26 protein-coding genes are annotated in these 23868 nt (G+C 51.1%); 17 read left to right on the top strand and 9 right to left on the bottom strand.

What is annotated here, in order from left to right:
- Nucleotides 1-26: 26 nt before the first annotated feature.
- A complete protein-coding gene (locus tag HV350_RS13390) occupies nt 27-923 on the bottom strand; it encodes an aldo/keto reductase family oxidoreductase (protein WP_181628678.1) in 897 nt (298 codons plus the stop codon).
- Between the two features lie 49 nt (nt 924-972).
- Nucleotides 973-1212: a DUF1289 domain-containing protein gene (locus tag HV350_RS13395; protein ID WP_016156428.1), complete on the bottom strand. Its 240-nt coding sequence runs from the start codon at nt 1210-1212 to the stop codon at nt 973-975.
- A gap of 101 nt (nt 1213-1313) precedes the next feature.
- On the opposite strand from HV350_RS13395, the gene HV350_RS13400 reads away from it, so the two are divergent.
- The 4 genes from HV350_RS13400 (at nt 1314) to rnt (ending at nt 4312) form a co-directional block, all read left to right on the top strand.
- Nucleotides 1314-1913, top strand: a complete 600-nt coding sequence (locus tag HV350_RS13400; protein ID WP_016152991.1) for a TetR/AcrR family transcriptional regulator — start codon at nt 1314-1316, stop codon at nt 1911-1913.
- Between the two features lie 54 nt (nt 1914-1967).
- The gene (locus HV350_RS13405; RefSeq protein ID WP_181628680.1) at nt 1968-3065 is read left to right on the top strand and encodes an alkene reductase; all 1098 of its coding nucleotides are present in this window, start codon (nt 1968-1970) and stop codon (nt 3063-3065) included.
- A 97-nt stretch (nt 3066-3162) separates the two neighbouring features.
- The gene (gene gloA, locus HV350_RS13410) at nt 3163-3570 is read left to right on the top strand and encodes a lactoylglutathione lyase (RefSeq protein WP_046276345.1); all 408 of its coding nucleotides are present in this window, start codon (nt 3163-3165) and stop codon (nt 3568-3570) included.
- 94 nt (nt 3571-3664) lie between these two features.
- Complete coding sequence (gene rnt, locus HV350_RS13415; RefSeq protein ID WP_016152990.1) at nt 3665-4312, top strand: ribonuclease T; 648 nt, start codon at nt 3665-3667, stop codon at nt 4310-4312.
- A 53-nt stretch (nt 4313-4365) separates the two neighbouring features.
- On the opposite strand, the gene grxD is transcribed toward rnt, so the two are convergent.
- Nucleotides 4366-4713 (bottom strand): monothiol glutaredoxin 4, encoded by a 348-nt coding sequence (gene grxD / locus HV350_RS13420; protein ID WP_003832760.1) that lies wholly within the window; start codon nt 4711-4713, stop codon nt 4366-4368.
- Nucleotides 4714-5047: 334 nt separating this feature from the next.
- Here grxD and HV350_RS13425 point away from each other — a divergent pair, with 334 nt between their 5' ends.
- Both HV350_RS13425 and sodB read left to right on the top strand, forming a co-directional pair.
- Entirely contained in the window at nt 5048-5878 is an 831-nt protein-coding gene (locus HV350_RS13425; RefSeq protein WP_019076728.1) for a C40 family peptidase, read from the top strand.
- 127 nt (nt 5879-6005) lie between these two features.
- The gene (sodB, locus tag HV350_RS13430) at nt 6006-6587 is read left to right on the top strand and encodes a superoxide dismutase [Fe] (protein ID WP_016152988.1); all 582 of its coding nucleotides are present in this window, start codon (nt 6006-6008) and stop codon (nt 6585-6587) included.
- Between the two features lie 40 nt (nt 6588-6627).
- On the opposite strand, the gene HV350_RS13435 is transcribed toward sodB, so the two are convergent.
- A complete protein-coding gene (locus HV350_RS13435; RefSeq protein ID WP_046276347.1) occupies nt 6628-7797 on the bottom strand; it encodes an MFS transporter in 1170 nt (389 codons plus the stop codon).
- A 176-nt stretch (nt 7798-7973) separates the two neighbouring features.
- The gene (gene cydH, locus HV350_RS13440; RefSeq protein ID WP_003029209.1) at nt 7974-8063 is read right to left on the bottom strand and encodes a cytochrome bd-I accessory subunit CydH; all 90 of its coding nucleotides are present in this window, start codon (nt 8061-8063) and stop codon (nt 7974-7976) included.
- 297 nt (nt 8064-8360) lie between these two features.
- On the opposite strand from cydH, the gene purR reads away from it, so the two are divergent.
- A complete protein-coding gene (purR, locus tag HV350_RS13445) occupies nt 8361-9386 on the top strand; it encodes an HTH-type transcriptional repressor PurR (RefSeq protein ID WP_003832757.1) in 1026 nt (341 codons plus the stop codon).
- On the opposite strand, the gene punR is transcribed toward purR, so the two are convergent.
- Nucleotides 9383-10315, bottom strand: coding sequence for a DNA-binding transcriptional activator PunR (gene punR / locus HV350_RS13450; RefSeq protein ID WP_019076726.1), 933 nt, complete (start codon nt 10313-10315; stop codon nt 9383-9385). The two genes, purR and punR, sit on opposite strands and share 4 nt — an antisense overlap.
- A 113-nt stretch (nt 10316-10428) precedes the next feature.
- On the opposite strand from punR, the gene punC reads away from it, so the two are divergent.
- Together punC and cfa are read left to right on the top strand one after the other, a co-directional pair.
- Nucleotides 10429-11634: a purine nucleoside transporter PunC gene (gene punC, locus HV350_RS13455; protein ID WP_016156423.1), complete on the top strand. Its 1206-nt coding sequence runs from the start codon at nt 10429-10431 to the stop codon at nt 11632-11634.
- A gap of 290 nt (nt 11635-11924) precedes the next feature.
- The gene (gene cfa, locus HV350_RS13460; RefSeq protein WP_016152983.1) at nt 11925-13073 is read left to right on the top strand and encodes a cyclopropane fatty acyl phospholipid synthase; all 1149 of its coding nucleotides are present in this window, start codon (nt 11925-11927) and stop codon (nt 13071-13073) included.
- Nucleotides 13074-13114: 41 nt separating this feature from the next.
- Here cfa and HV350_RS13465 read toward each other — a convergent pair whose 3' ends face one another.
- Complete coding sequence (locus HV350_RS13465; protein ID WP_016152982.1) at nt 13115-13762, bottom strand: riboflavin synthase; 648 nt, start codon at nt 13760-13762, stop codon at nt 13115-13117.
- Nucleotides 13763-13979: 217 nt separating this feature from the next.
- On the opposite strand from HV350_RS13465, the gene mdtK reads away from it, so the two are divergent.
- Entirely contained in the window at nt 13980-15353 is a 1374-nt protein-coding gene (mdtK, locus tag HV350_RS13470) for a multidrug efflux MATE transporter MdtK (protein WP_181628682.1), read from the top strand.
- Between the two features lie 38 nt (nt 15354-15391).
- On the opposite strand, the gene HV350_RS13475 is transcribed toward mdtK, so the two are convergent.
- Entirely contained in the window at nt 15392-16090 is a 699-nt protein-coding gene (locus HV350_RS13475; protein ID WP_181628684.1) for an RluA family pseudouridine synthase, read from the bottom strand.
- A gap of 133 nt (nt 16091-16223) precedes the next feature.
- On the opposite strand from HV350_RS13475, the gene HV350_RS13480 reads away from it, so the two are divergent.
- The 7 genes from HV350_RS13480 (at nt 16224) to HV350_RS13510 (ending at nt 22745) form a co-directional block, all read left to right on the top strand.
- Complete coding sequence (locus HV350_RS13480) at nt 16224-17015, top strand: PhzF family phenazine biosynthesis protein (RefSeq protein ID WP_181628686.1); 792 nt, start codon at nt 16224-16226, stop codon at nt 17013-17015.
- Between the two features lie 36 nt (nt 17016-17051).
- Nucleotides 17052-17360 (top strand): monooxygenase, encoded by a 309-nt coding sequence (locus HV350_RS13485; protein WP_016152978.1) that lies wholly within the window; start codon nt 17052-17054, stop codon nt 17358-17360.
- A gap of 245 nt (nt 17361-17605) precedes the next feature.
- Nucleotides 17606-18001 (top strand): RidA family protein, encoded by a 396-nt coding sequence (locus HV350_RS13490; RefSeq protein ID WP_019076721.1) that lies wholly within the window; start codon nt 17606-17608, stop codon nt 17999-18001.
- Between the two features lie 27 nt (nt 18002-18028).
- Entirely contained in the window at nt 18029-18997 is a 969-nt protein-coding gene (locus HV350_RS13495; protein WP_181628688.1) for a threo-3-hydroxy-L-aspartate ammonia-lyase, read from the top strand.
- 124 nt (nt 18998-19121) lie between these two features.
- Entirely contained in the window at nt 19122-19763 is a 642-nt protein-coding gene (locus HV350_RS13500; RefSeq protein ID WP_181628689.1) for a PAS domain-containing protein, read from the top strand.
- Nucleotides 19764-20304: 541 nt separating this feature from the next.
- Complete coding sequence (locus HV350_RS13505; RefSeq protein WP_016152974.1) at nt 20305-20799, top strand: molybdopterin-dependent oxidoreductase; 495 nt, start codon at nt 20305-20307, stop codon at nt 20797-20799.
- A 17-nt stretch (nt 20800-20816) separates the two neighbouring features.
- On the top strand, nt 20817-22745 hold the full coding sequence (locus HV350_RS13510; protein ID WP_016152973.1) for a bifunctional diguanylate cyclase/phosphodiesterase: 1929 nt from the start codon (nt 20817-20819) through the stop codon (nt 22743-22745).
- A 154-nt stretch (nt 22746-22899) separates the two neighbouring features.
- On the opposite strand, the gene HV350_RS13515 is transcribed toward HV350_RS13510, so the two are convergent.
- Complete coding sequence (locus tag HV350_RS13515) at nt 22900-23859, bottom strand: DUF523 and DUF1722 domain-containing protein (protein WP_181628690.1); 960 nt, start codon at nt 23857-23859, stop codon at nt 22900-22902.
- Nucleotides 23860-23868 lie beyond the last annotated feature (9 nt).

Raw genomic sequence — 23868 nt, forward strand, 5'->3', positions numbered from 1 at the left:
TGAACGGAGAAGCGTCAAAAACGCGATTACGGTACGTCGTAACCCAGCGCAGCTTTGCGAATACGGAACCACTGCTGGCGAGACATGTTCAATGACTCAGACTCAATGGCAGCGCGTACACGCTCTATCTTCCCTGAGCCAATAATCGGCAGCGGCTGAGACGGCAGACGTAAAATCCAGGCGTACACCACCTGCTCAATGGACTGCGCGTTTAACTCTTCTGCGATTGTGGCAAGTTCATTACGTAATGGCTGGAACGCATCGTCATTAAACAGACGACCACCGCCGAGGCAGGACCAGGCCATCGGACGAATGCGCAGTTGTTGCAGTTGATCTAAAGTACCATCCAGCAGGAGCGGCTGATGTACCGGTGAGATCTCAACCTGGTTAGTCGCCAGCGTGAACGGCAGACGCGATTGCAGCAGTGAGAACTGTGCCGGGGTGAAGTTAGATACGCCAAAGTGACGCACTTTTCCGCTATGGTGCAATTTTTTGAACGCGTCGGCTACGTCGTCCGCATCCATGAGCGGATCGGGACGATGGATGAGCAGCAAATCAATATGATCGGTCGCCAGTAACTTCAACGATGCTTCCGCACTGGCAATGATATGCGCGCTGTCGGTGATGTAATGACCCAGCGCATTTTCCGTGCGTGCCGTCGTGGCGATCCCGCACTTGGTAACAATCTGCATTTTTTCACGCAGATGCGGGGCCAGCTTCAGTGCCTCACCAAACGCCGCTTCACACTGGTATCCGCCGTAAATATCGGCGTGATCGACGGTGGTAACGCCCAGATCCAGATGTTCTTCAATAAAGCTGACTAGCTGGCGCGCGGACATATTCCAGTCCATCAGGCGCCAATACCCCATTACAAAGCGAGAAAATTCCGGACCTTGCGGCGCAATAGTAATACGCTGAACCATAGCAGCTTCCTTATAAGTGAATGTGCATCGAGTATACGCAATTACGCTTTTAAAAGAGTGAAGGTTGTTGCGGTTCTTCCGAAGGGTTGGCTTTGTTTGCTCGTAATTTACGCATCAGGCGCTGACGACAAAGCCGTAGCACTTCCTGCTTTTCGGCATCGCTCATCTTTTGCCAGTTAAAACGCTCATCCCGACTGCGAAAACAGCCGCGGCAAAAACCGCGCTCGTCAGACTGACATATTCCACGGCATGGGCTCTGGACGGGGAAAAACTCCAGCTGTTCGGCCACATCCCCTCCTTTCGTAAGATTGATATACCTATTGAAGACGTTAACTGAATTTCTCGCAAGCGCTATTGCATTAGACCGACTGGTCTATTACACTCCTTCCCATGAACAAAATCACTGAACACGATACACGCGAACATCTGCTGGCGACTGGCGAACTGCTGTGTATGCAGCGCGGCTTCACCGGTATGGGCTTAAGCGAACTACTGAAAACCGCTGAAGTCCCCAAAGGTTCGTTTTATCACTATTTTCGCTCTAAAGAAGCGTTCGGTGTTGCGATGCTGGAACGCCACTATGCGGCCTATCATCAGCGACTGGCTACGCACTTTGATACGGGGGCAGGAAACTATCGCGACCGTATTTTGGCCTACTATCAGGAAACTCTGAACCAGTTTAGCCAGCACGGCATTATCAGCGGTTGTTTAACCGTAAAACTGTCTGCCGAAGTGTGCGATCTGTCAGAAGATATGCGCACGGCGATGGATAAAGGCGCGCGGCACATTATTGCGCTGTTAGCGCAGGCGCTGGAGAAAGGTCAGGCAAATCATTGTCTGTCCTTTGTTGGCGAGCCGTTACAACAGGCGCAGGTATTGTATGCTCTGTGGCTGGGCGCCAACCTGCAGGCCAAGATTTCTCGTAGCGCCACCCCGCTGGAAAATGCGCTGGCGCACGTTAAAACCATCATTACTACGCCTGCCGTTTAACAGGCGTTTTTATTTCTTTTATTACTAGACGACCGGTCTATTCAGGAGTGCCATATGTCATCTGAAAAACTTTTTTCCCCACTGAAAGTGGGTGCTATTACGGCAGCAAACCGCGTATTCATGGCGCCACTGACGCGTCTGCGCAGCATTGAGCCTGGCGACATCCCTACTCCGCTGATGGCCGAGTATTACCGTCAACGCGCCAGCGCGGGTCTTATCATCAGTGAAGCTACACAGATTTCCGCGCAGGCGAAAGGCTATGCGGGGGCGCCCGGCTTACACAGCGAAGCGCAAATTGCCGCATGGAAAAATATCACCGCTGCCGTACATGCGGAGCAAGGTCATATTGCGGTCCAGTTGTGGCATACCGGGCGCATCTCTCACGCCAGTCTGCAGCCCAACGGTCAGGCACCGGTCGCACCTTCCGCGATTAGCGCCGGTACCCGGACCTCGCTTCGTGATGAAAATGGTCTGGCAACGCGTGCGGATACCTCAATGCCGCGTGCGCTCGAAACTGAAGAAATTCCCGGCATCGTTAATGACTTCCGTCAGGCGATTGCCAACGCGCGCGAAGCGGGTTTCGACATGGTTGAACTGCACTCCGCTCACGGCTATCTGCTGCACCAGTTCCTGTCGCCAACGTCTAACCAGCGTACCGATCAATACGGCGGCAGCGTCGAAAATCGTGCGCGTCTGGTGCTGGAAGTTGTCGATGCCGGTATTAAAGAATGGGGTGCCGATCGCATCGGTATTCGCGTCTCTCCGATTGGTTCATTCCAGAACGTTGACAACGGCCCGAACGAAGAAGCCGATGCGCTGTATCTGATTGAACAACTGGGCAAGCGCGGAATCGCTTACCTGCATATGTCTGAGCCGGACTGGGCTGGCGGCGAGCCGTATTCCGATGCGTTTCGCGAAAAAGTTCGTGCACGTTTCCACGGTCCGATCATTGGTGCGGGTGCCTACACACCTGAAAAAGCAGAAGCACTGATCGAGAAGGGCCTGATCGACGCCGTTGCTTTTGGTCGCGCCTATATCGCTAACCCGGATCTGGTTGCGCGCCTGCAGCGTAAAGCGGAGCTGAATCCGCAACGTGCCGAAAGCTTCTACGGCGGCGGCGCGGAAGGTTACACCGATTATCCTACCCTCTAACGTCACAAACTCCGTTCTGCCATTGATAGCGGCGTAACAACGCCGCTATACTAAAACAACATTTTGAATGTATTAGCCATTTTCGAAGGGGAAAAAGATGCGTTTACTTCATACCATGCTGCGCGTGGGTAACCTGCAGCGTTCCATCGAGTTTTATACCAACGTGCTGGGCATGAAGCTGCTGCGTACCAGCGAAAACCCTGAATACAAATACTCCCTGGCCTTTGTCGGCTACGGCCCTGAAACCAGCGAAGCCGTGATCGAACTGACCTATAACTGGGGTGTCGACAAGTATGAGCTGGGCACTGCCTACGGCCATATCGCCCTGAGCGTAGACAACGCAGCCGAAGCCTGTGAACGTATTCGTCAGAATGGCGGTAACGTCACGCGTGAAGCCGGTCCGGTAAAAGGCGGCACCACCGTAATTGCGTTCGTTGAAGATCCAGACGGTTACAAAATTGAACTGATCGAAGAGAAAGACGCCGGGCGCGGCCTGGGCGACTAACCTCCCCACGGGCGCAGATCGTCTGTGCCCGTAGTTTTATACTCATCATTTTGCCATAATACGCGCTGCAATTTTCCCGTATTAAGAGACCCAGATGTCCGATAACGCTCAACTTTCCGGTCTGTGTGACCGTTTTCGTGGTTTTTATCCTGTCGTCATTGATGTCGAAACCGCAGGGTTCAATGCCAAAACCGATGCGCTGCTTGAGATCGCAGCCATCACACTGAAAATGGATGAACAAGGCTGGCTGATGCCGGACACGACGTTACATTTCCACGTAGAGCCATTTGAAGGCGCGAATTTGCAGCCGGAAGCCCTCGCCTTTAACGGAATTGACCCTAACAATCCGCTACGCGGCGCGGTCAGCGAATATGACGCTCTGCATGCCATCTTTAAAATGGTGCGTAAAGGCATTAAAGACAGCGGCTGCAATCGGGCGATCATGGTGGCGCATAACGCTACGTTCGACCACAGTTTTATGATGGCCGCAGCAGAACGCGCCTCGCTCAAACGTAATCCATTTCATCCGTTCGTCACCTTTGATACTGCGGCCTTAAGCGGCCTGTCTCTGGGGCAAACTGTGTTATCGAAAGCGTGCCTGGCGGCAGGAATGGAATTTGACGGGACTCAGGCGCACTCGGCGCTGTATGACACCGAACGGACGGCCGTGCTGTTTTGCGAAATTGTTAACCGCTGGAAACGTCTCGGCGGCTGGCCTCTTCCCGTACCTGAAGAGGCATAACGGACCGATAAAAAAAGCGACCATCACGAGGTCGCTTTTTATTTACGCTGATATTATTCAGCGTCCGGCTCTTCGGTTTTGTATTTCGCCGCTGTTTCTTTAATCAGCTGCTGCAACTCACCGCGCTGGTACATTTCGATCAAAATGTCACAGCCGCCAACCAGCTCGCCATCAACCCACAGCTGCGGGAAGGTTGGCCAGTTTGCGTATTTCGGCAGCTCGGCGCGAATATCCGGGTTCTGCAGAATATCAACATAAGCAAAGCGTTCACCACAGGCGGACAGCGCCTGCACAGCCTGAGCGGAGAAACCGCAGCTTGGCAGTTTAGGGGAACCTTTCATGTACAGGAGAATCGGGTTTTCAGCGATCTGGCGCTGGATTTTTTCGATAGTGGTGCTCATTATCTTGCTTCCTTAAACTTCTTTTACGGCAGTAGTCTGACATTGTAGCGGGTCAGACAGGCAACGGAAAATAACATTTTCATTACGCGTTATTATTTTATCCCCTGACGCCAAAAGTTGCATTCACAATCTCATTTATCCCCTTAAAGCCTGTGGATTTGATTATTCGTTCACCAACGCCAACTTTAATTGCTGATTTTTTTTTGCGGTCGGTTACGAAACGTAGTTTTAAACAAAAAAGCTATTAACTTTCCCTCTTTCTATAGATTAGAATCATCAAGTTTTGAAAATCACACGCAGGCATGATAGACCTGCCTTACCAGAGGATTGCTCAGTGGCGCGGATAAACCGAATCTCGATCACGCTCTGTGCTTTACTTTTTACTACACTGCCCTTTACGCCCATGGCTCATGCTTCCAAGCAGGCCAGGACGACACCTACCCATTCCCACACCATCAAAACGGTAGATAAAAAGAAAAGCGCAACAACCAGCCAAAAAACAACAAAGACCAGCAAAAAAACGGCGACAAAAACCACCAGCAAAACCAGCACCAAAACCGCTTCCTCTTCTAAACATCGCACTGCCGCTCCGGCAAAGTCGACTAAAACGGCAAACCGTCGTGGTAAAAACACCGCAGCACAAACCGCTGCCGTTACCTGGACTGAAAAATGCACGCCGCGCAAAGGTCATAAGCCGCGCTGTGTAAAAGTGAAAACCACCGCACCAACGACGCTGGCTGACGCGCATAAAGTGAAAGTGCAGAAAGCCACTAAAACCGCCATGTCCACGCTGATGAACCAAATCGGCAAGCCTTATCGCTGGGGCGGCACCTCACCAAGAACCGGGTTTGACTGCAGCGGTCTGGTCTATTACGCCTATAAAGATCTGGTGAAATTCCGCATTCCACGCACTGCGAACGAAATGTATCATCTGCGCGATGCCGCGCCGATTGAACGTGGCGAACTGAAAAATGGCGACCTGGTATTTTTCCGTACCCAGGGGCGTGGAACTGCCGATCACGTTGGCGTTTATGTTGGCAACGGTAAGTTTATTCAGTCACCGCGCAGCGGCCAGGAAATTCAAATCACCTCTCTGAGTGAAGATTACTGGCAGCGCCACTATGTGGGCGCTCGTCGGGTAATGACGCCAAAAACAATTCGTTAAAAACTTACCCTACAGTACATGCTGTAGGGTAAGTTCTTCTTTTGCATAACCTTTCAATTTGCTACCCTATCCTTACTCACAATGAGGCTATTGTGTGTACTCAATACAAATAATAAGGAGAGAAGCAATGTCGTTTGAATTACCTGCATTACCGTATGCCAAAGATGCTCTGGCACCGCACATTTCTGCCGAAACGCTGGAATATCACTATGGCAAACACCATCAAACTTACGTGACTAATCTGAACAACCTGATTAAAGGCACGGCGTTTGAAGGCAAATCACTGGAAGAGATCGTACGTAGCTCTGAAGGCGGTGTATTCAATAACGCAGCACAGGTATGGAACCACACGTTCTACTGGAACTGCCTGGCACCGAACGCAGGTGGCGAACCTACCGGTAAACTGGCCGAAGCAATTGCCGCCTCCTTTGGCAGCTTTGCGGATTTCAAAGCGCAGTTCACCGATGCCGCTATTAAAAACTTCGGTTCTGGCTGGACCTGGCTGGTAAAAGGAACAGATGGCAAACTGGCTATCGTTTCCACCTCCAATGCAGGTACACCGCTGACCACCGACGCGACGCCGCTGATGACCGTTGACGTATGGGAACACGCCTACTACATCGATTATCGCAATGCCCGTCCTGGCTACCTGGAAAACTTCTGGGCGCTGGTGAACTGGGAATTTGTTGCGAAGAACTTCGCAGCATAAAAAAGATGACGCAGAAGGAGAACCCTTCTGCGTTTTAGCATTAATTCGCGGTAGTGAAAGCCTCTTCAGGCTGTTTGCGCGCCGAGATAAAGACCAGCAGCAGCGCAAGCCCCGCCACAATTGCCCCCATCACCGGAACAAAGCTATAGCCCAACCCACCGGAAATCACCGCCCCACCGGCTGCGGCACCCAGAGCATTCCCCAGATTAAACGCGCCAATGTTGACTGACGATGATAATCCAGGCGCTTCGCTGGCAACGCGCATCACGCGCATCTGCAACGGCGGAACGACCGCAAACGTCGCTGCCCCCCAGACCACCATACTAACTGCCGCACCCAGCTCATTACGCGCCAGGAAAGGAATGGCCAGCATAATAACCATCAGCAGCAGTAAAAAGCCTTTCAGCGTACCGTTGACGGAACGGTCAGCCAGTTTGCCACCAAGATAGTTACCGATTGAGAAGCCAACGCCAATCAGCACCAGCATACCGGTCACAAACGCCGGTGTGGCATGGGTAATCGTATGTAACACTGGTGAGATATAGGTATAAAGCGTGAACATCGCCCCGGCACCCAGAACGGTCGTCAGCAGCGCCGACAGCACCTGCGGACGCATAAGTACCGCCAGTTCGCTACGGACATCCGGGCGCTCTCCCGCCCCACCTTTGGGTAATGAGAAGAACAGGCTGACCATGGCGATGACGCCCAGACCCGCCGTTGCCATAAACGACATACGCCAGCCGATGGTTTCACCAAGCCAGGTCGCCGCAGGAACGCCGCCAATATTGGCAATGGTCAGCCCCATAAACATGGTTGCCACGGCGCTGGCCTGCTTATGTTTGGGTACTACGCTTGCAGCGACAACGGAGCCAAGACCAAAAAATGCCCCATGGTTCAGACTGGTCAAAATACGCGATAACATCAGGGTGGTATAATCCGGCGAGATAGCCGAAAGCACGTTGCCCAGCGTGAAAATCGCCATCAGGAATATCAACGCATTACGTCGCGCACGATGGGACAGCAGTAATGTCATCAGCGGAGCACCCACCATCACCCCAACCGCATACGCGCTGATTAACATTCCGGCCGCGGGAATCGAGACATCCACACCTTTGGCAATGACGGGCAATAATCCCATTGGCGAAAATTCAGTGGTGCCAATGCCAAATGCGCCGATCGCCAGCGCCAGTAAAGGATAATTGAGTTTCATATTTCGACTCCGTAACGTCGAGCCGGGGCGCGACATAAAATAAGAGTCAAAAGCATGACATTGATCGCAAAATTAATAAAGTTAACAAAATTGCAAAAAACTTTTGCTTATTCGCAAACAATCGACGGGAAAGGCAAGCGGAAAAGATGAGGGAGAGCGAACTCCCTCGGGGGAAATCAATGCAGCGCTGCGGTCAGGCCACCCGCGACGATCAAACCCAGAACAATAATGGTAGTCACTAACGAAAATTTCAGATCGGTGCTCATCAAGTTTTCTCCTTTTTATTCCCACACAAAAAGTGATATTGCGCATTTTTACACACTTGAAAGCAAAAATCTCTCACGATTTATATTGATAACTGCTTTTAACTCTTCCCCTTTTCGTTAAGATCAGACAAAATTCCACGCTTACTTGATTAGCGTACCGGCCATTGACCCCTTCCTGACGTTCCGTGTCGTTTTCCCGGCGTGCCGCAACCCTTACGTTGCGCTAAGGGTGTGTTAAGGCAAACGTTTACCTGGAGTATTCTCAGGAGCTTAGGATATGGTCTGGAGTGAGATGTAATGGCAACAATTAAAGATGTAGCGAAGCGAGCAAACGTTTCCACTACAACCGTATCACACGTAATTAACAAGACGCGCTTTGTCGCGGAAGAAACGCGTAATGCTGTCTGGGCGGCGATCAAAGAGCTGCACTATTCTCCGAGCGCCGTGGCGCGCAGCCTGAAGGTGAATCACACCAAGTCTATTGGCTTGCTGGCCACCAGCAGCGAAGCGGCCTATTTCGCTGAAATTATCGAAGCCGTTGAGAAAAACTGTTTCCAGAAAGGCTATACCCTGATTCTGGGTAACGCATGGAACAGTCTCGAAAAACAGCAGGCTTATCTGTCAATGATGGCGCAAAAGCGTGTTGATGGTCTGCTGGTGATGTGTTCTGAGTATCCGGAGTCGCTGCTTTCGATGCTCGAAGAGTACCGCCATATTCCGATGGTCGTCATGGACTGGGGCGAAGCTAAAGCCGACTTTACCGATACGGTCATTGATAACGCCTTCGAAGGCGGTTACATGGCGGGCCGGTATCTGGTAGAACGCGGTCATCGTGAGATTGGCGTGATCCCTGGACCAATGGAGCGTAATACCGGAGCCGGGCGTCTGGCAGGCTTTATGAAAGCGATGGAAGAAGCGCTGATTAAAGTTCCTGAAAACTGGATTGTGCAGGGCGATTTTGAGCCTGAATCCGGCTATCGCGCCATGCAGCAAATTCTGTCACAGTCGCATCGTCCGACCGCCGTCTTCTGCGGTGGCGATATTATGGCGATGGGTGCGCTGTGCGCCGCTGACGAGATGGGACTGCGCGTACCGCAGGATGTTTCGCTCATCGGTTACGACAACGTGCGCAATGCCCGCTTCTTCACGCCGGCTCTGACGACCATTCACCAGCCTAAAGATTCACTGGGGGAAACGGCCTTCAACATGCTGTTAGACCGTATTGTGAATAAACGTGAAGAGTCGCAGTCTATCGAGGTTCATCCGCGCCTGGTAGAACGCCGCTCCGTTGCCGACGGCCCGTTCCGCGATTACCGTCGTTAAGACTGTTGTGCGGGAGCCTCATCGGGCTCCCGCAGCCATTCCTTATTCAGCGTTTCACTATCCCCTAAATAGTCCAGCAGCCAGCTCAATGCCGGCGACGTATCGTTCTGTTGCCATGTCAGGCAGCATGCGGCATCAGGAAATGGATTCTCCAGCTGCAGCGCGACCCATTTGCCGCTATCAATCCACGGTTTGGCAAAATGCGTCGGTACCATGCCCACGCACAAACCTGCAGATAAACAGGTCGCAGAAGATTCCCAGTCAGGCACCACAACGCGCTTTTGGTTATCCAGCAGCCAGGTAATACGCTTAGGAAGCGTACGCGACGTGTCTTCACGCACCAGCGACGGCCAGTTGCGCAACGTGTCGTCGCTTAGCGGTCCGGGCATTGACGCCAACGGATGATGGCTTGCCACCACGCAGCTCCAGCTCAGCATTCCCATGTCGCGGAAGGTATAGCGCCCCCCCACCGGAATCGCCTGCGTGGCGCCGATTGCCAGCTCAACGCGCCCATCGGACAGCGCATCCCAGACACCGTTAAACACCTCCTGGAAAACCAGCAGCTCCACATCATCAAAATGACGATAGAAATCCACGATCATCTGTCGGGTACGATCCGGGCGGACAATGTTATCTACCGCGATCGCCAACTGCCCGCGCCAGCCGTTGGCAATTTGCTGACATTGCTGGCGGGTGATCTGCATTTTTTTGATAACAGAGCGGCCTTCTTTGAGAAACCATGCACCAGCAGGCGTCAATTCCACGTCCCGATGACGTCGCTCAAAAAGCGGCACCGCCAGCCACTCTTCCAGTTGACGCACGGTGTAGCTTACCGCCGAGGGTACGCGGTGCAACTCCTGCGCGGCCGAACTAAAGCTACCGTTACGCGCAACCGCATCCACAACTTCAAGTGAATATTCCGACCACATATTCTGCCTACAAAAAATTTGAAATCAGTAAGCAAATATTAGCGTTTCACAGCAAGAATTACACTCACTACACTCAGCGGCATTGTTCTACTGCTAAAAAAAGAGAAATGATGATGCAACCTGGGAAAGGATTTTTAGTCTGGCTGGCGGGTCTTAGCGTACTCGGCTTTCTGGCAACGGATATGTATCTGCCCGCCTTTGCCGCAATTCAGTCCGATCTGCAGACGCCTGCATCTGCCGTCAGCGCCAGCCTTAGCTTATTCTTAGCGGGTTTTGCCGTCGCGCAACTTCTGTGGGGGCCGCTCTCTGACCATTATGGTCGCAAGCCTGTTTTGCTGCTGGGTTTATCCATCTTCGCGCTGGGCAGTTTGGGCATGCTGTGGGTTGAAAATGCCACCGGCCTGCTGGTACTGCGCTTTGTTCAGGCCGTTGGCGTTTGTGCGGCATCAGTTATCTGGCAGGCGCTGGTCACCGATTATTATCCTTCACAAAAAGTAAACCGCATCTTTGCCACCATTATGCCGTTGGTCGGGTTATCCCCGGCATTAGCGCCGTTATTAGGCAGTTGGATCCTGGTACATTTTTCCTGGCAGGCCATTTTCGCCACTCTGTTTGCCATTACCCTGATCCTGATGCTTCCGGCTCTGCGCTTAAAACCAACAGCTAAAGCACGCGACGACAGCCAGGATAAACTGACTTTCGCTACCCTGTTGCGCTCAAAAGTTTACCGCGGAAACGTGCTGATTTATGCCGCCTGCTCCGCGAGCTTCTTCGCGTGGCTGACGGGTTCCCCGTTCATCCTCAGCGAAATGGGCTACAGTCCGGCGGTGATTGGCCTGAGCTATGTTCCACAAACCATCGCTTTCTTAATTGGTGGTTACGGCTGCCGCGCTGCGCTGCAAAAATGGCAGGGCCGTCAGTTGCTGCCCTGGTTACTCATTCTGTATGCCTTTAGCGTAGTGGCCACCTGGGCAACCGGCTTTATTCACCATGTTGCGCTGGCTGAAATCCTCATCCCATTCTGCGTTATGGCGATAGCCAATGGAGCAATCTACCCTATTGTTGTGGCTCAGGCGTTACGTCCTTTCCCACAGGCTACGGGACGCGCTGCGGCATTGCAGAACACACTGCAACTGGGTTTATGCTTCCTGGCAAGTCTTGTGGTTTCCTGGTTGATCGCCACCCCGCTGCTCACCACCACCAGCGTGATGCTGACAACGGTGCTGCTGGCGGCCGCGGGTTACAAAATGCAATCGCAGAAGGCTAACGCCCCGCACACAGATGATCGGGCGCAAATTGCCCACGGTGAGTCTCACTAGTAATCGCCATGAATAATTGATTAGCCTGCTAATATTTATTGGTTGAATCGTCAAAAATTCAGGCCTATACTGATTTCCAGTTGTTAAAAAAACGATAATTGTTATGTGTTAACGGGGACAAGAACGTTCCCGTTTTCCCATGGATGGTCTTTTCGGCAAGGGTTCCTCCCTTCCTCTGTTCTACGTCGGATTATAGATTCGCGGATTAATTCCGTGAGAGTTCTCACAAAGCCCAAAAAAGCGTCTACGCTATTTTAAGGTTCTGATCACCGACCAGTGATGGAGAAGCTATGAGTTCATCGTGTATAGAAGACGTCAGCGTACCGGATGATGACTGGTACCGCATCACCAATGAATTATTGAGCCGTGCAGGTATTACCATTAATGGTCCGGCACCGGCAGATATTCGCGTAACGAACCCCGATTTTTTCAAACGCGTACTGCAGGAAGGATCGTTAGGGTTGGGCGAAAGTTATATGGATGGCTGGTGGGAATGCGACCGGCTGGACATGTTTTTTTGTAAAGTCCTGCGCGCCGGTCTTGAAAACCAACTCCCCCGCCACTTTAAAGACACGCTACGTATCGCCACGGCTCGCCTGTTCAATTTACAGACCAAAAAACGTGCGTGGGTCGTCGGCAAAGAACACTACGATTTGGGCAACGATCTCTTTACCCGCATGCTGGACCCTTATATGCAGTATTCCTGCGCCTACTGGAAAGATGCCGATACCCTGGAATCTGCCCAACAGGCGAAGCTAAAAATGATTGCCGAAAAACTGCAGTTGAAGCCAGGCATGCGGGTGCTCGATATTGGCTGCGGCTGGGGCGGCTTATCCCAGTTTATGGCGTCACAATATGGCGTTAGCGTGGTGGGCGTGACCGTTTCGGCAGAACAGCAGAAAATGGCGCAGGCGCGTTGTGCGGGGCTGGATGTCACAATTTTGCTGCAGGATTATCGCGACCTGAACGACAAATTTGATCGCATTGTCTCCGTCGGCATGTTTGAGCATGTGGGGCCGAAGAACTACGCGACTTATTTTGAAGTGGTTGATCGTAATTTAAAACCCGACGGCCTTTTTTTGCTGCATAGCATCGGCTCTAAAAAGACCGACAATAACGTTGATCCGTGGATCAATAAATATATCTTCCCGAACGGCTGTTTACCGTCAGTTCGCCAGATTGCCAACGCCAGCGAGCCGCATTTTGTGATGGAAGACTGGCATAATTTTGGCGCGGATTACGATACAACGTTGATGGCCTGGCACGAGCGTTTCATGAGATCCTGGCCTGAAATCGCCGATAACTATACCGAACGCTTTAAACGGATGTTCAGCTATTACCTGAACGCCTGCGCCGGTGCGTTTCGTGCTCGCGACATTCAGCTGTGGCAGGTGGTTTTTTCCCGCGGCGTTGAACACGGCCTGCGCGTTCCCCGCTAATCGTTATCACCCCCGTGCCAACGGGGGTTTTACACTCTGGCTTAGGCTCCCGCCTCACCCGTTACGTTACTGATGGCGCTTTCACGCGCCGCCAGTACGCGCTCAACGGTATCAACCACCGCCTGGGTTTGGGGATCGATTTCGATATTGACCCGCGCGCCTAACTTTTTCTTACCCAGCGTCGTACGTTCCAGCGTTTCCGGGATCAAATGCACACAGAAACGCGTCGGTGTCACCTCGCCGACCGTCAGACTGATGCCATCAATTCCGATAAATCCTTTGTACAAGATGTATTTCATCAGCGACGGATCCTGAACTTTAAACCACACCTGGCGGTTGTTCTCCGAGGTCAGAATTTTCGACACTTCGGCGGTCGTCATAATATGGCCCGACATTAAATGTCCGCCAATTTCATCACTGAATTTTGCCGCACGCTCAACGTTAACCAAATCCCCAACCTTCAGGTCACCCAGATTGGTGATACGCAGCGTTTCTTTCATCAGATCAAAGCTTATCTGGTTACCGTTGATTTCGGTTACCGTCAGGCAGCACCCATTGTGGGCAACCGATGCGCCGGTCTCCAGCGCATCCAACATATATTCAGGTAACTCCACAACATGCGTACGAAAATTTGGTTTTTCATCAATGGACACCAATTTCGCGGTGCCCTGCACAATACCCGTAAACATACTTCTAACTCCTGAACTGAATTAAGACATCTCTGCACAGCACAATAGCAGGTGGAAATTCAGGTTGCCAGCAATGCGCCGCTACTGCCTGTTTTTTCACTGGAGAATTACGTATTCCTCGCTACAATAGACTGAAATTTCCCCTGCTTTTTCTCCTTGCTGCCATATAAGGCGGCTTTTTTAGTCTCTCAAATAACAACAATATAGTGGTGTACACGTGCAAAAGTATGTAAGTGAAGCGCGTCAGTTATTAGCTCTGGCAATTCCGGTGATTCTTGCGCAAATCGCTCAAACCGCAATGGGATTCGTTGATACCGTCATGGCGGGCGGATACAGCGCCACGGACATGGCGGCCGTCGCCATTGGCACATCTATTTGGTTGCCGGCCATTCTGTTTGGTCACGGACTGCTGCTGGCCTTGACGCCGGTGATTGCGCAACTCAATGGTTCCGGGCGCCGCGATCGTATAGCCCATCAAATACGTCAGGGTTTCTGGCTGGCGAGCAGCGTCTCCATTCTGATTATGATCGTGCTCTGGAACGCGGGATACATTATTCGCTCCATGCATAACATCGACCCGGCGCTGGCGGATAAAGCCGTCGGCTACCTCCGTGCGTTGCTGTGGGGCGCGCCGGGGTATTTGTTCTTCCAGGTAGCCCGTAACCAGTGTGAAGGTCTGGCCAAAACCAAACCGGCGATGGTGATGGGATTTCTCGGCCTGCTGGTGAACATTCCTGTTAACTATGTTTTCATTTATGGGCATTTTGGCATGCCGGAACTTGGCGGCGTGGGCTGCGGCGTGGCAACGGCGGCGGTTTACTGGGTGATGTTTATCGCCATGCTGTCATACGTTAAACGCGCACGCTCGATGCGTGATATCCGTAATGAGCGTGGTTTCCAGAAACCGGACACCGCCGTAATGAAGCGCCTGGTACAGCTGGGTTTACCTATCGCGCTGGCGTTATTTTTCGAAGTGACGCTGTTTGCTGTGGTGGCGCTGCTGGTTTCCCCGCTGGGGATTGTCGACGTGGCCGGACACCAGATCGCGCTCAACTTCAGCTCGTTAATGTTCGTCCTGCCGATGTCTCTGGCTGCAGCCGTCACCATTCGAGTCGGTTATCGTCTGGGCCAGGGTTCCACGCTGGATGCGCAAACCGCAGCCAGAACAGGCCTGGGCGTCGGCGTCTGCATGGCGGTTGTGACGGCGATTTTCACCGTGACATTCCGTGAGCACATTGCCCTGCTCTACAACAATAACCCGGAAGTTGTCGCTCTGGCAGCGCAGCTCATGTTACTGGCCGCGGTGTATCAAATATCGGACTCTATCCAGGTTATTGGCAGCGGTATCCTACGTGGTTATAAAGATACGCGTTCCATTTTCTTTATTACCTTTACGGCATACTGGGTACTGGGTCTGCCGAGCGGTTATATTCTGGCGCTGACCGATCTGGTGGTTGACCGGATGGGGCCGGCAGGATTCTGGATGGGCTTTATTATCGGCCTGACCTCTGCGGCAGTGTTGATGATGCTGCGGATGCGTTTTCTGCAGCGCCAGCCGTCAGCGGTTATTTTACAACGCGCTGCACGATAATCCCCAAATAGCCGCCATCTGGCGGCTTTTTTATATCCTCAAAACGGGCTGGCGTTTTGGGCCGTCATCCATTCCTGACTGACCGGATGCCTGAAATGCAGTTCACTGGCATGCAGCATCAGTCTCGACGTCCGTTCGGTGCCTGGCAGCAGACGCCCACCATATAAATCGCACCCCAAAATGGGATGCCCCAACTGCTGACAGTGGATCCGCAACTGGTGGGTACGCCCGGTTTCAGGTGTCAGCTGTACCCGCGTCAAAGCGAGTAATGTCCCATCTTGCTGGCGATGATGAAAACGTTCAATAACCTGATAGCGCGAGCGCGCGGGTTTACCGTTAATGGCGCAAATCGACATCAGTGGAAACAGCGCCGGGTCTTTGGCAATCGCTGCATCTATAACGCCTTCATCGTTTTTCAGATGCCCGCACAACAACGCACTATACACCTTGCTTACCGCGCGCTGACTGAACTGCTGGCAAAGCGCGGCGTTGATAGCCTTGTTACGGGCAATCACCATCAGCCCTGACGTCCCAAAATCAAGCCGATGTACCAGCGTACAGCCGGGGTAAATCTGTACCAGCCGGTGATGTACCGAATCGAGATTCTGCGGATTTTTCCCCGACAAACTAAGCAGTCCGGTGGGTTTATTGATAAGCACCAGATGCTCGTCCTGATAGAGGATCGCTATCTCCTCATGACAAGGCGGGGCAATAAAGGTATCGAGGATCGTAGACATGAGCGGCCAGGATGAAGTGTGGAAACGGATGATAGCGAATTTTTACCACACTGGCGAATCAGGGCGCTTAACCAATGACAATCATTGCATGATAGAGTGTGGGATATCCTGAGTGCGATGAGAGGGTTACACCGTGCAACAAATCGATTTCTACATGGTAGATGCCTTTACCACTACGACGTTTGGCGGTAATGCCGCAGCAGTATGCCCGCTCGATGACTGGTTGCCCGATGAAATATTATTAAAAATGTCGCAGCAGCATAACCAGTCGGAAACCGCTTTTTTTGTCGCCAATGAGAATGGCTTCGAGCTGCGTTGGTTTACCACGCAAGGCGAAATTAATCTGTGTGGGCATGCCACGCTTGCCGCCGCACATGTCATCTTTGAACATCTGGATTACCCGGAAGCGACCATCCATTTTGCCACCCGTTTTGTGGGTCCACTGACGGTCACGCGCAGCGGTGATTGGCTGACGCTTGATTTTCCTGCCTGGCAAAGCGAACCTGCCGAACCGCCCACCTTACTGCTGGAAACATTGGGCATCACCGAATATAAAGAAGTGCGCGTCGCGCGCGATTACATGGTCGTGATGGAGAATCAACAGCAGGTTGAGGCTGTGCGCCCGAATATCCACGCCATGATTCCCCTCGGGAAAATGGTATGTATCACCGCGCCGGGTGACGGGGAATACGATTTCGTCAGCCGTTTCTTCTGCCCGGGTGAAGCGGTCGCGGAAGACCCGGTCACCGGTTCGACGCATAGCATGCTGATTCCTTACTGGGCTGCAAAACTGAATAAAACGCAGATGCTGGCGCGCCAGGTCTCTGAACGCGGTGGCGATTTACGCTGCCAGCTGACAGGAACGCGTGTTTATATTGGTGGACAAGCAGTAACTTATCTGACGGGTAAAGTGCTGTTACGCTAGCAGCCTTACCCAAATTAACCAATCCATGGAGGATTTATGGCGAACAAACTCGTGCAGATACACTTTGATTTTCCTGGTCCGTTTGGCGCTGAGATGTCACATCAACTTGTTGAACTGGCCGAATCCATCAACCAGGAGCCGGGTTTCATCTGGAAAATCTGGACCGAGAACGCAGCAAACCACGAAGCGGGTGGCATCTACCTGTTTCAGGATGAAGACAGCGCTCTGGCCTATATCAAAAAACACACGGCCCGCCTGAAGCACCTGGGTGTGGAAGACGTGACGTGCAAAATCTTCGATATCAATGAACCGTTAAGTAAGATTAACCACGGCCATATCGGCTAATTTTTGGCTTTAACGCCCCGCCCCGGGGCGCTTCTTCACTCCCCTGCTTTACCCTCATCAAAAGCGTTCCCCCTCTTTCACCGCGCCAGGATAGCTATATAACGTGGGTCACGTTTGCCATAGTTCACAAAATCATCACCTGTGAAAACTATCACTAGCCGAACGCGGTTTGAAAGCGTATAAAATAATACAAACAGTATTATTTTATACAAAATGAATTACCACTAACTACAGGAGATTCTCTTATGTCCGTGGACATTACATTGAACTCATCTGCAGGAGGTTTTCCGCCTGCAGGTCATTACTCACACAGTACAACGGCTGGCGGATTCGTCTTCATTTCTGGTCAGTTGCCGGTCACAAGTGATGGCGAAAAAAAAACCGAGGCCTCTTTTGAAGAGCAGACGCGGCTGGTACTGCAGAATATTGATGCCTGCCTGGCTGGCGCTGGGGTTTCTCGACAGCACCTGGTGTCAGTACGCGTCTATGTAACAGATATCAACCAATGGCCAACGTTTAACAAAATCTATGGGGAGTGGATCGGTGATTTCCGGCCCTCCCGCGCGGTAGCGGGCGTTGCAGAACTTCATTATGGTTTCGCGCTGGAAGTTGAAGCTATAGCCCTGGCCCCACAAGCATGACGTTTAACGACATACAGGTGAACAACAATGACTGAGATGACACTGCCTGATTATAACGATGTTGCCGCCGCGGCAGAGCGCATCGCCGACTATGCCAACAAAACGCCGGTGATGACCTCCCGAACGGTTAATGACGAATTTGGTGCTGAAGTTTTCTTCAAGTGCGAAAACTTCCAGAGAATGGGCGCGTTTAAATTTCGCGGAGCCATGAATGCGTTACGCCAGTTCACGCCAGAACAACGCGCTGCGGGCGTCGTCACCTTTTCGTCCGGCAACCATGCGCAGGCCATTGCCCTGTCGGCAAAATTATTGGGGATCCCGGCGACGATTATCATGCCGCATGATGCCCCGGCGGCTAAAGTTGCAGCCACAAAAGGCTATGGTGGAAATGTGGTGATTTACGATCGCTATACCGAAGATCGTGAAAAAATCGGACGGGAGCTGGCAGAGAAAAAAGGATTGACGCTGATCCCGCCATACGACCATCCGCACGTGATTGCGGGCCAGGGTACCGCCACAAAAGAGCTGATTGAAGAAGTGGGTCAGCTAGACGTTCTTTTCGTGTGTCTGGGCGGCGGCGGCCTGCTTTCGGGCTCCTCACTGGCAGCCAGACATCTGTCACCTGACTGCATCATCTATGGTGTCGAGCCGGAGGCAGGAAACGATGGTCAACAGTCGTTTCGCAGCGGAAAGATTGTTCATATCGATACGCCGAAAACCATTGCTGACGGTGCTCAGACCCAACATCTCGGGAATATTACGTTTCCGATTATCCAGCAAAATGTGCACGATATTCTGACTGTCTCAGACGAAGAATTAGTCGCCTCGATGAAATTTATCGCTGAGCGAATGAAAATTGTCGTGGAGCCGACTGGCTGTCTGGGTTTTGCCGCCGCCAGAGCGCGCAAAGCTGAACTTCACGGCAAAAAAATCGGCATTATCATCAGCGGTGGGAACGTGGATATCAGCCGCTACAGTGAATTCCTTGCCGGGTAATCAAGAAGGTATCTGCCATGCGGATACCTTATTACCGTCTGAACACTCGCGTCTGGAAAAGCGAACCCTGCTCACTGTAAACTGCCCGCAATCATGGCAACAGGCATCACCGCAGGAGACTGGCATGCCAAAAACCGATAACAACTCACTTCTCAGCCAAATTGACACTATCGCCAGGGGCTTGAGCGAGACCTTCTCTCCGTTTTGCGAAGTGGTGGTTCATGATCTCAAAAATCCTGAACATGCCATTTTATCCATCCATAATAACCTGTCCGGGCGAGAACCCGGCCAACCGGCAACAGAACTGGGTCTGGCGCGAATCGCATCGCCTGAATTCCCCAGCATTATAGCCAACTACAGCAACCAGTTTGCCGATGGCCGCCCGGTGAAAAGTACCTCCATCGGCATCAAGGATGATGAAGGCAAATACGTAGCAGCACTCTGTCTGAACGTGGATATGACGCTGTTTCGTGGCATGCAGAGTGCCCTTGCGCGTTTTACTGAAACCGCTGACTCTCCCATTAAGGAACATATCGATCCCGGCAGTAACGAAGTCATCCGCCAGCGTATCGATGACTTTGCCGCTAAATTCGCAACGACGGCCCGCGCCCTGAAACCTGAAGACCGTAAACGACTGATTCAACAATTACGCAAAGACGGTTTGCTGAACGTACGAAAATCTATGGACACTGTGGCGCAGCATCTGGGCGTCTCCAGAGCGACCGCGTATCTGTATGCCCGCCAGTCGGCTCAGGCTGGCGACTAAACCCGGTTATGCGGCGCTCAGCAAGGTATATCCGCCTGGCTCAGGCAGCAAGCCAGCGCGGCATATTCCCCCAATCGCGGTGCATCCAGCCATTGATAAGTTCATTAAGTTGCTGACAATCCCGTAGGTGATTTTGCATATTTTGAATTCCTGATAATTGACTATTTTTGAACGTCTGCTACGCCTGTGTAATCTAATCCCGGGAATAGGCAAAAGTTTGATTTATTCAACAAGGTTACCCGCCGATAAAACAACGATTCCCTGTCGCTGCACAAAAAAATAAACCTTTATGATCGTGTGATTTTTTAACAACCACAGAGTGAGTGTTTTTTGTACAGACACAACAAAAATCACCGTCCGTTAATAACAGACTTCGCCTGATTTAATAAATATTCATAACCATAAAGCATGGCAACCCATTGATTTAAATGAATTAAAATACAAATAGCTTCACATCACCAATAATAGACAGGCGGAATATATAAATAGCGTGATATCTAAATTATAATTCTTTTACATCCGGCTGATTGGTGAGGTTAGAATGCGGTTAATAGTCATGTTGGTAAGCGTTGTGCTCTCCACCCAGCTTTGGGCGGGTGAACTTTCCAGGCCCACCGGTAAAGTTCTTTTAACGTTATCCGGTAATATTGAAAATACAAATGAAGACGGGAAAGCGGTTTTTGATACCGCCAGCCTTGAGAAGCTGGGCATGGTAAGTTTTCAGACCACCTCCCCCTGGTATAATGGACGTACGACCTTTACGGGTATTCCACTACAAAAACTCATGGATTATGTTGGGGCGAGCGGCTCCGTTGTAAAGGTTACTGCGCTTAATGACTACACCACCGTTATCCCTCTCAGTGATTTCAAAAAATACAATGCCATCCTTGCTTTAAAAATCAACGGAAAATATATGCGCATCCGTGATAAGGGCCCATTATTCATTGTGTACCCCTATGACAGCATGCCGGAACTAAATAATCAGATTTATTATTCAAGGTCTGCATGGCAGGTCAGTAGTATGGATATTGAGTAAGCGTTCAGAGGAACATCATGAACAGAATACTGGCTGGCATCATCTTTTTTCTTTTTATATCGACCGGATATATCTCTTTCCTCGTGCATGAAAGGCAACAAGAGCTACAGAAACTGACTCACTACACCGATTCCTGGTCTGCCGCTCAGTTGGTATCTCAATATTACCGATTTGAATCGTTGCTTGGTCTTTACACTATCGATGATACGATGAATCTTGATGATGTACGCATGCGTCTCGACATTATGCTCAGCCAGAGTGATTTGATAAAAGAAGGTGATTTGGGGCGCTACATAGAAAGCAATATAGCCCACCGTGAGCTAGCGGTAACACTTGAAAATATCCTTAGTTATCTGGATGATAATCTCGAGAAAATGAACCGTCCAGCACTCCAGGCATATCTGAAAAAGATGCATACCCTGGATGCACAACTTGGGCGTCTTTCATCCGGCGCATTAAACAAAGATGTTAACTCGATTAATAACGCCAACCAAAAAATTCAAACGCTGTACTATATTTACTCAACGACATCTGTACTGCTAATAATACTGAGTGCGATTCTGGGCGTGCTCATTTTTTATCAAAACAGAAATATTCTGCGGGGGCACCTTCAGGTCAAGAGTCTTGCCGAAGAACTGCAAAAATCGAAGGAAAAGCTACAAATTCAGAATGCCAAGCTGGAATATGACGTCTACCATGACTCGCTCACCGAGATGAATAACCGCCAGCTATTCTGGAGCGATTTAAATAAAACAATCGAAATGGCAGAGAAAAATAACGATGCTGTGACGGTGATGTTGTTTGATTTAGATCGATTCAAAGAGGTCAATGATACGTATGGTCATGATGCCGGTGATATGTTACTGCGCCAGATATCCGATCGTCTGATTTCGACAAGCCTTACGTCGGATACGCTGTATCGCTTAGGCGGGGATGAGTTTGCGTTTCTCTCAAGTGGCCTGACAGAAAGTCGGGCCGTTTCGCGAGCCCAGAAAATATGTGAGTTTATCAGCCAGCCCTACACCATTTACAACACAATTATCAACATAACTACCTGTGTTGGCATTGTTATCTCAGAAAATGAGCGTCGCTCCGACTATCTTTATAAATTTGCCGATCTGGCCCTTTATGAAGCCAAAAATGAAGGCTCTGGCAAAATAAAAGTCTTCCGGCAACGAATGTTAGAAAAATTGCAGGAAAGCAGAACGCTTGAGCATGATATGGCATTAGCAATAGTGAACAAAGAGTTCGTGGTGTATTACCAGCCTATTGTCGATTCTTTCAGTCAGAAAATATACAGCTATGAGGCGCTAATTCGTTGGGTCCATCCTCTCAAGGGCCTCTTGTCGCCGGATAGCTTTATTCCTGTTGCTGAAAAAACAGGGATGATTAATGAGATGGGGAAAGCGGTGCTGGAAATTGCCTGCAGGGAAGCCGCGGGTTGGGCGGTTCCGGCTAAAATTTCAGTCAATGTCTCCCCTGTCCAGCTAAGCAGCAAGGCCTTTGCAGGAATCGTGTTAACCATTCTGAAAGAAACTGGACTTCCACCTGACCGCCTCGAACTGGAAGTGACTGAATCCTCTCTCTTTACCGAGAGTGCTACGCCGATAAATACGCTTAATAAGCTCCGGGCCCTGGGGGTAAAAATCTCCATCGATGATTTTGGTACCGGATACTCTTCTCTTTCGCGCCTCAGCAGACTGGCCTTCGATAAAATCAAAATAGACAAGTCCTTTGTGCATTCTATATCTACACAGGAAGACGCCCTGACTATCATCAAACTGATCACGGGTATGGCGAAATCTCTCAATATGAAGGCTGTTGCAGAAGGTGTTGAAACGCAGGAGCAACTGACAAGACTTCAGGCTCTGGGCTGCGATTTCGCGCAAGGATATCTGTTTGGCAAACCTCAGCCTTGTATCGATGAAGAAATCAGAAACGGTTAAATCGCGGTCGGCACATTTGCCCGTGGGTGCAGGGCCGCATTTTCTCATCGATTACACACCGTGAAAGTTATCCCTGCTTAAACGCATCAGAAAACGGCAGGGATAACCTTCGCGAACAACGGATATTTCTGCCCCAGATTTACTCGCCATCAGGCTAATTAATCATTAACCGTAGGGCTAAATCCTTCGGATAAGGATCAAAATAGTTCTGGGTAAGCAAATAGCTGTCTGGGTATTCAGCAAGGTAGTGCTTGAGCAGAGTCAGTGGCGCCAATATTGGCAGCAGTCCGCCGCTATAGTTGAGGATCACGTCACGCAACTCTCCGCGCTGGCGGGTGTTCAACCGATCGCGGAAGTAGCCCTGAATATGCATCAGTACGTTGGTGTGATTTTTCCGTGAGGCGGGCTTTTTGAGGATTGCCATTAGCTTTTCGCGATATACCACGAAAAAAGCGTCCAAATCATCCCATTGATGGAGCGAGGCCACGAAAGGGCCAATATCCCGGTAACCCGCCTGGTGATGAGCCAAAAGCTGGAGCTTATAGCGGCTGTGGAAGTTGAGTAAACCGTGGCGAGTAAGACCAGTGGCTCGCAGCATATTAAGTTCATGTAACGCGAACACTCGCTCGACAAAGTTCTCCCTCAGCACCGGATCGTGCAAGCGGCCATCTTCTTCGACCGGCAACCACGGGTAGGTTTCCATTAAGGTGCCGGTAAACAGACCGATTCCCTCTTTTCGCCCACGATTTCCCTGTTCGTCATACAGCCTCACTCTCTCCATTCCGCAGCTCGGTGATTTAGCACAGACGATAAAACCCGACAGACCGCCAAGTCCATTGATATATGAAGCGGTGAAATCGGACATTTTATCGGTTACATCCTCACCAGGCGCATGGCTAAAACACATGCGGATATTCCCCTGGGCGGTTTGAACCAAACGCAACGCGGGGCGTGGTACAGGCAAACCGATGGACATCTCCGGGCAGACAGGTTTAAAAGTCACCCACTGAGCCAGCTCGTCCATCACAAATCCCATCCGTTTATGCCCGCCGTCAAAACGCACGGCTGAGCCGGTTAAACATCCACTAATCCCGATTACAGGTTGAGTGTTCATAACGCCCCC

Origin of the sequence: Citrobacter sp. RHBSTW-01013, from assembly GCF_013781985.1 — a bacterium.
In the GTDB taxonomy this organism is placed as follows: domain Bacteria; phylum Pseudomonadota; class Gammaproteobacteria; order Enterobacterales; family Enterobacteriaceae; genus Citrobacter; species Citrobacter braakii.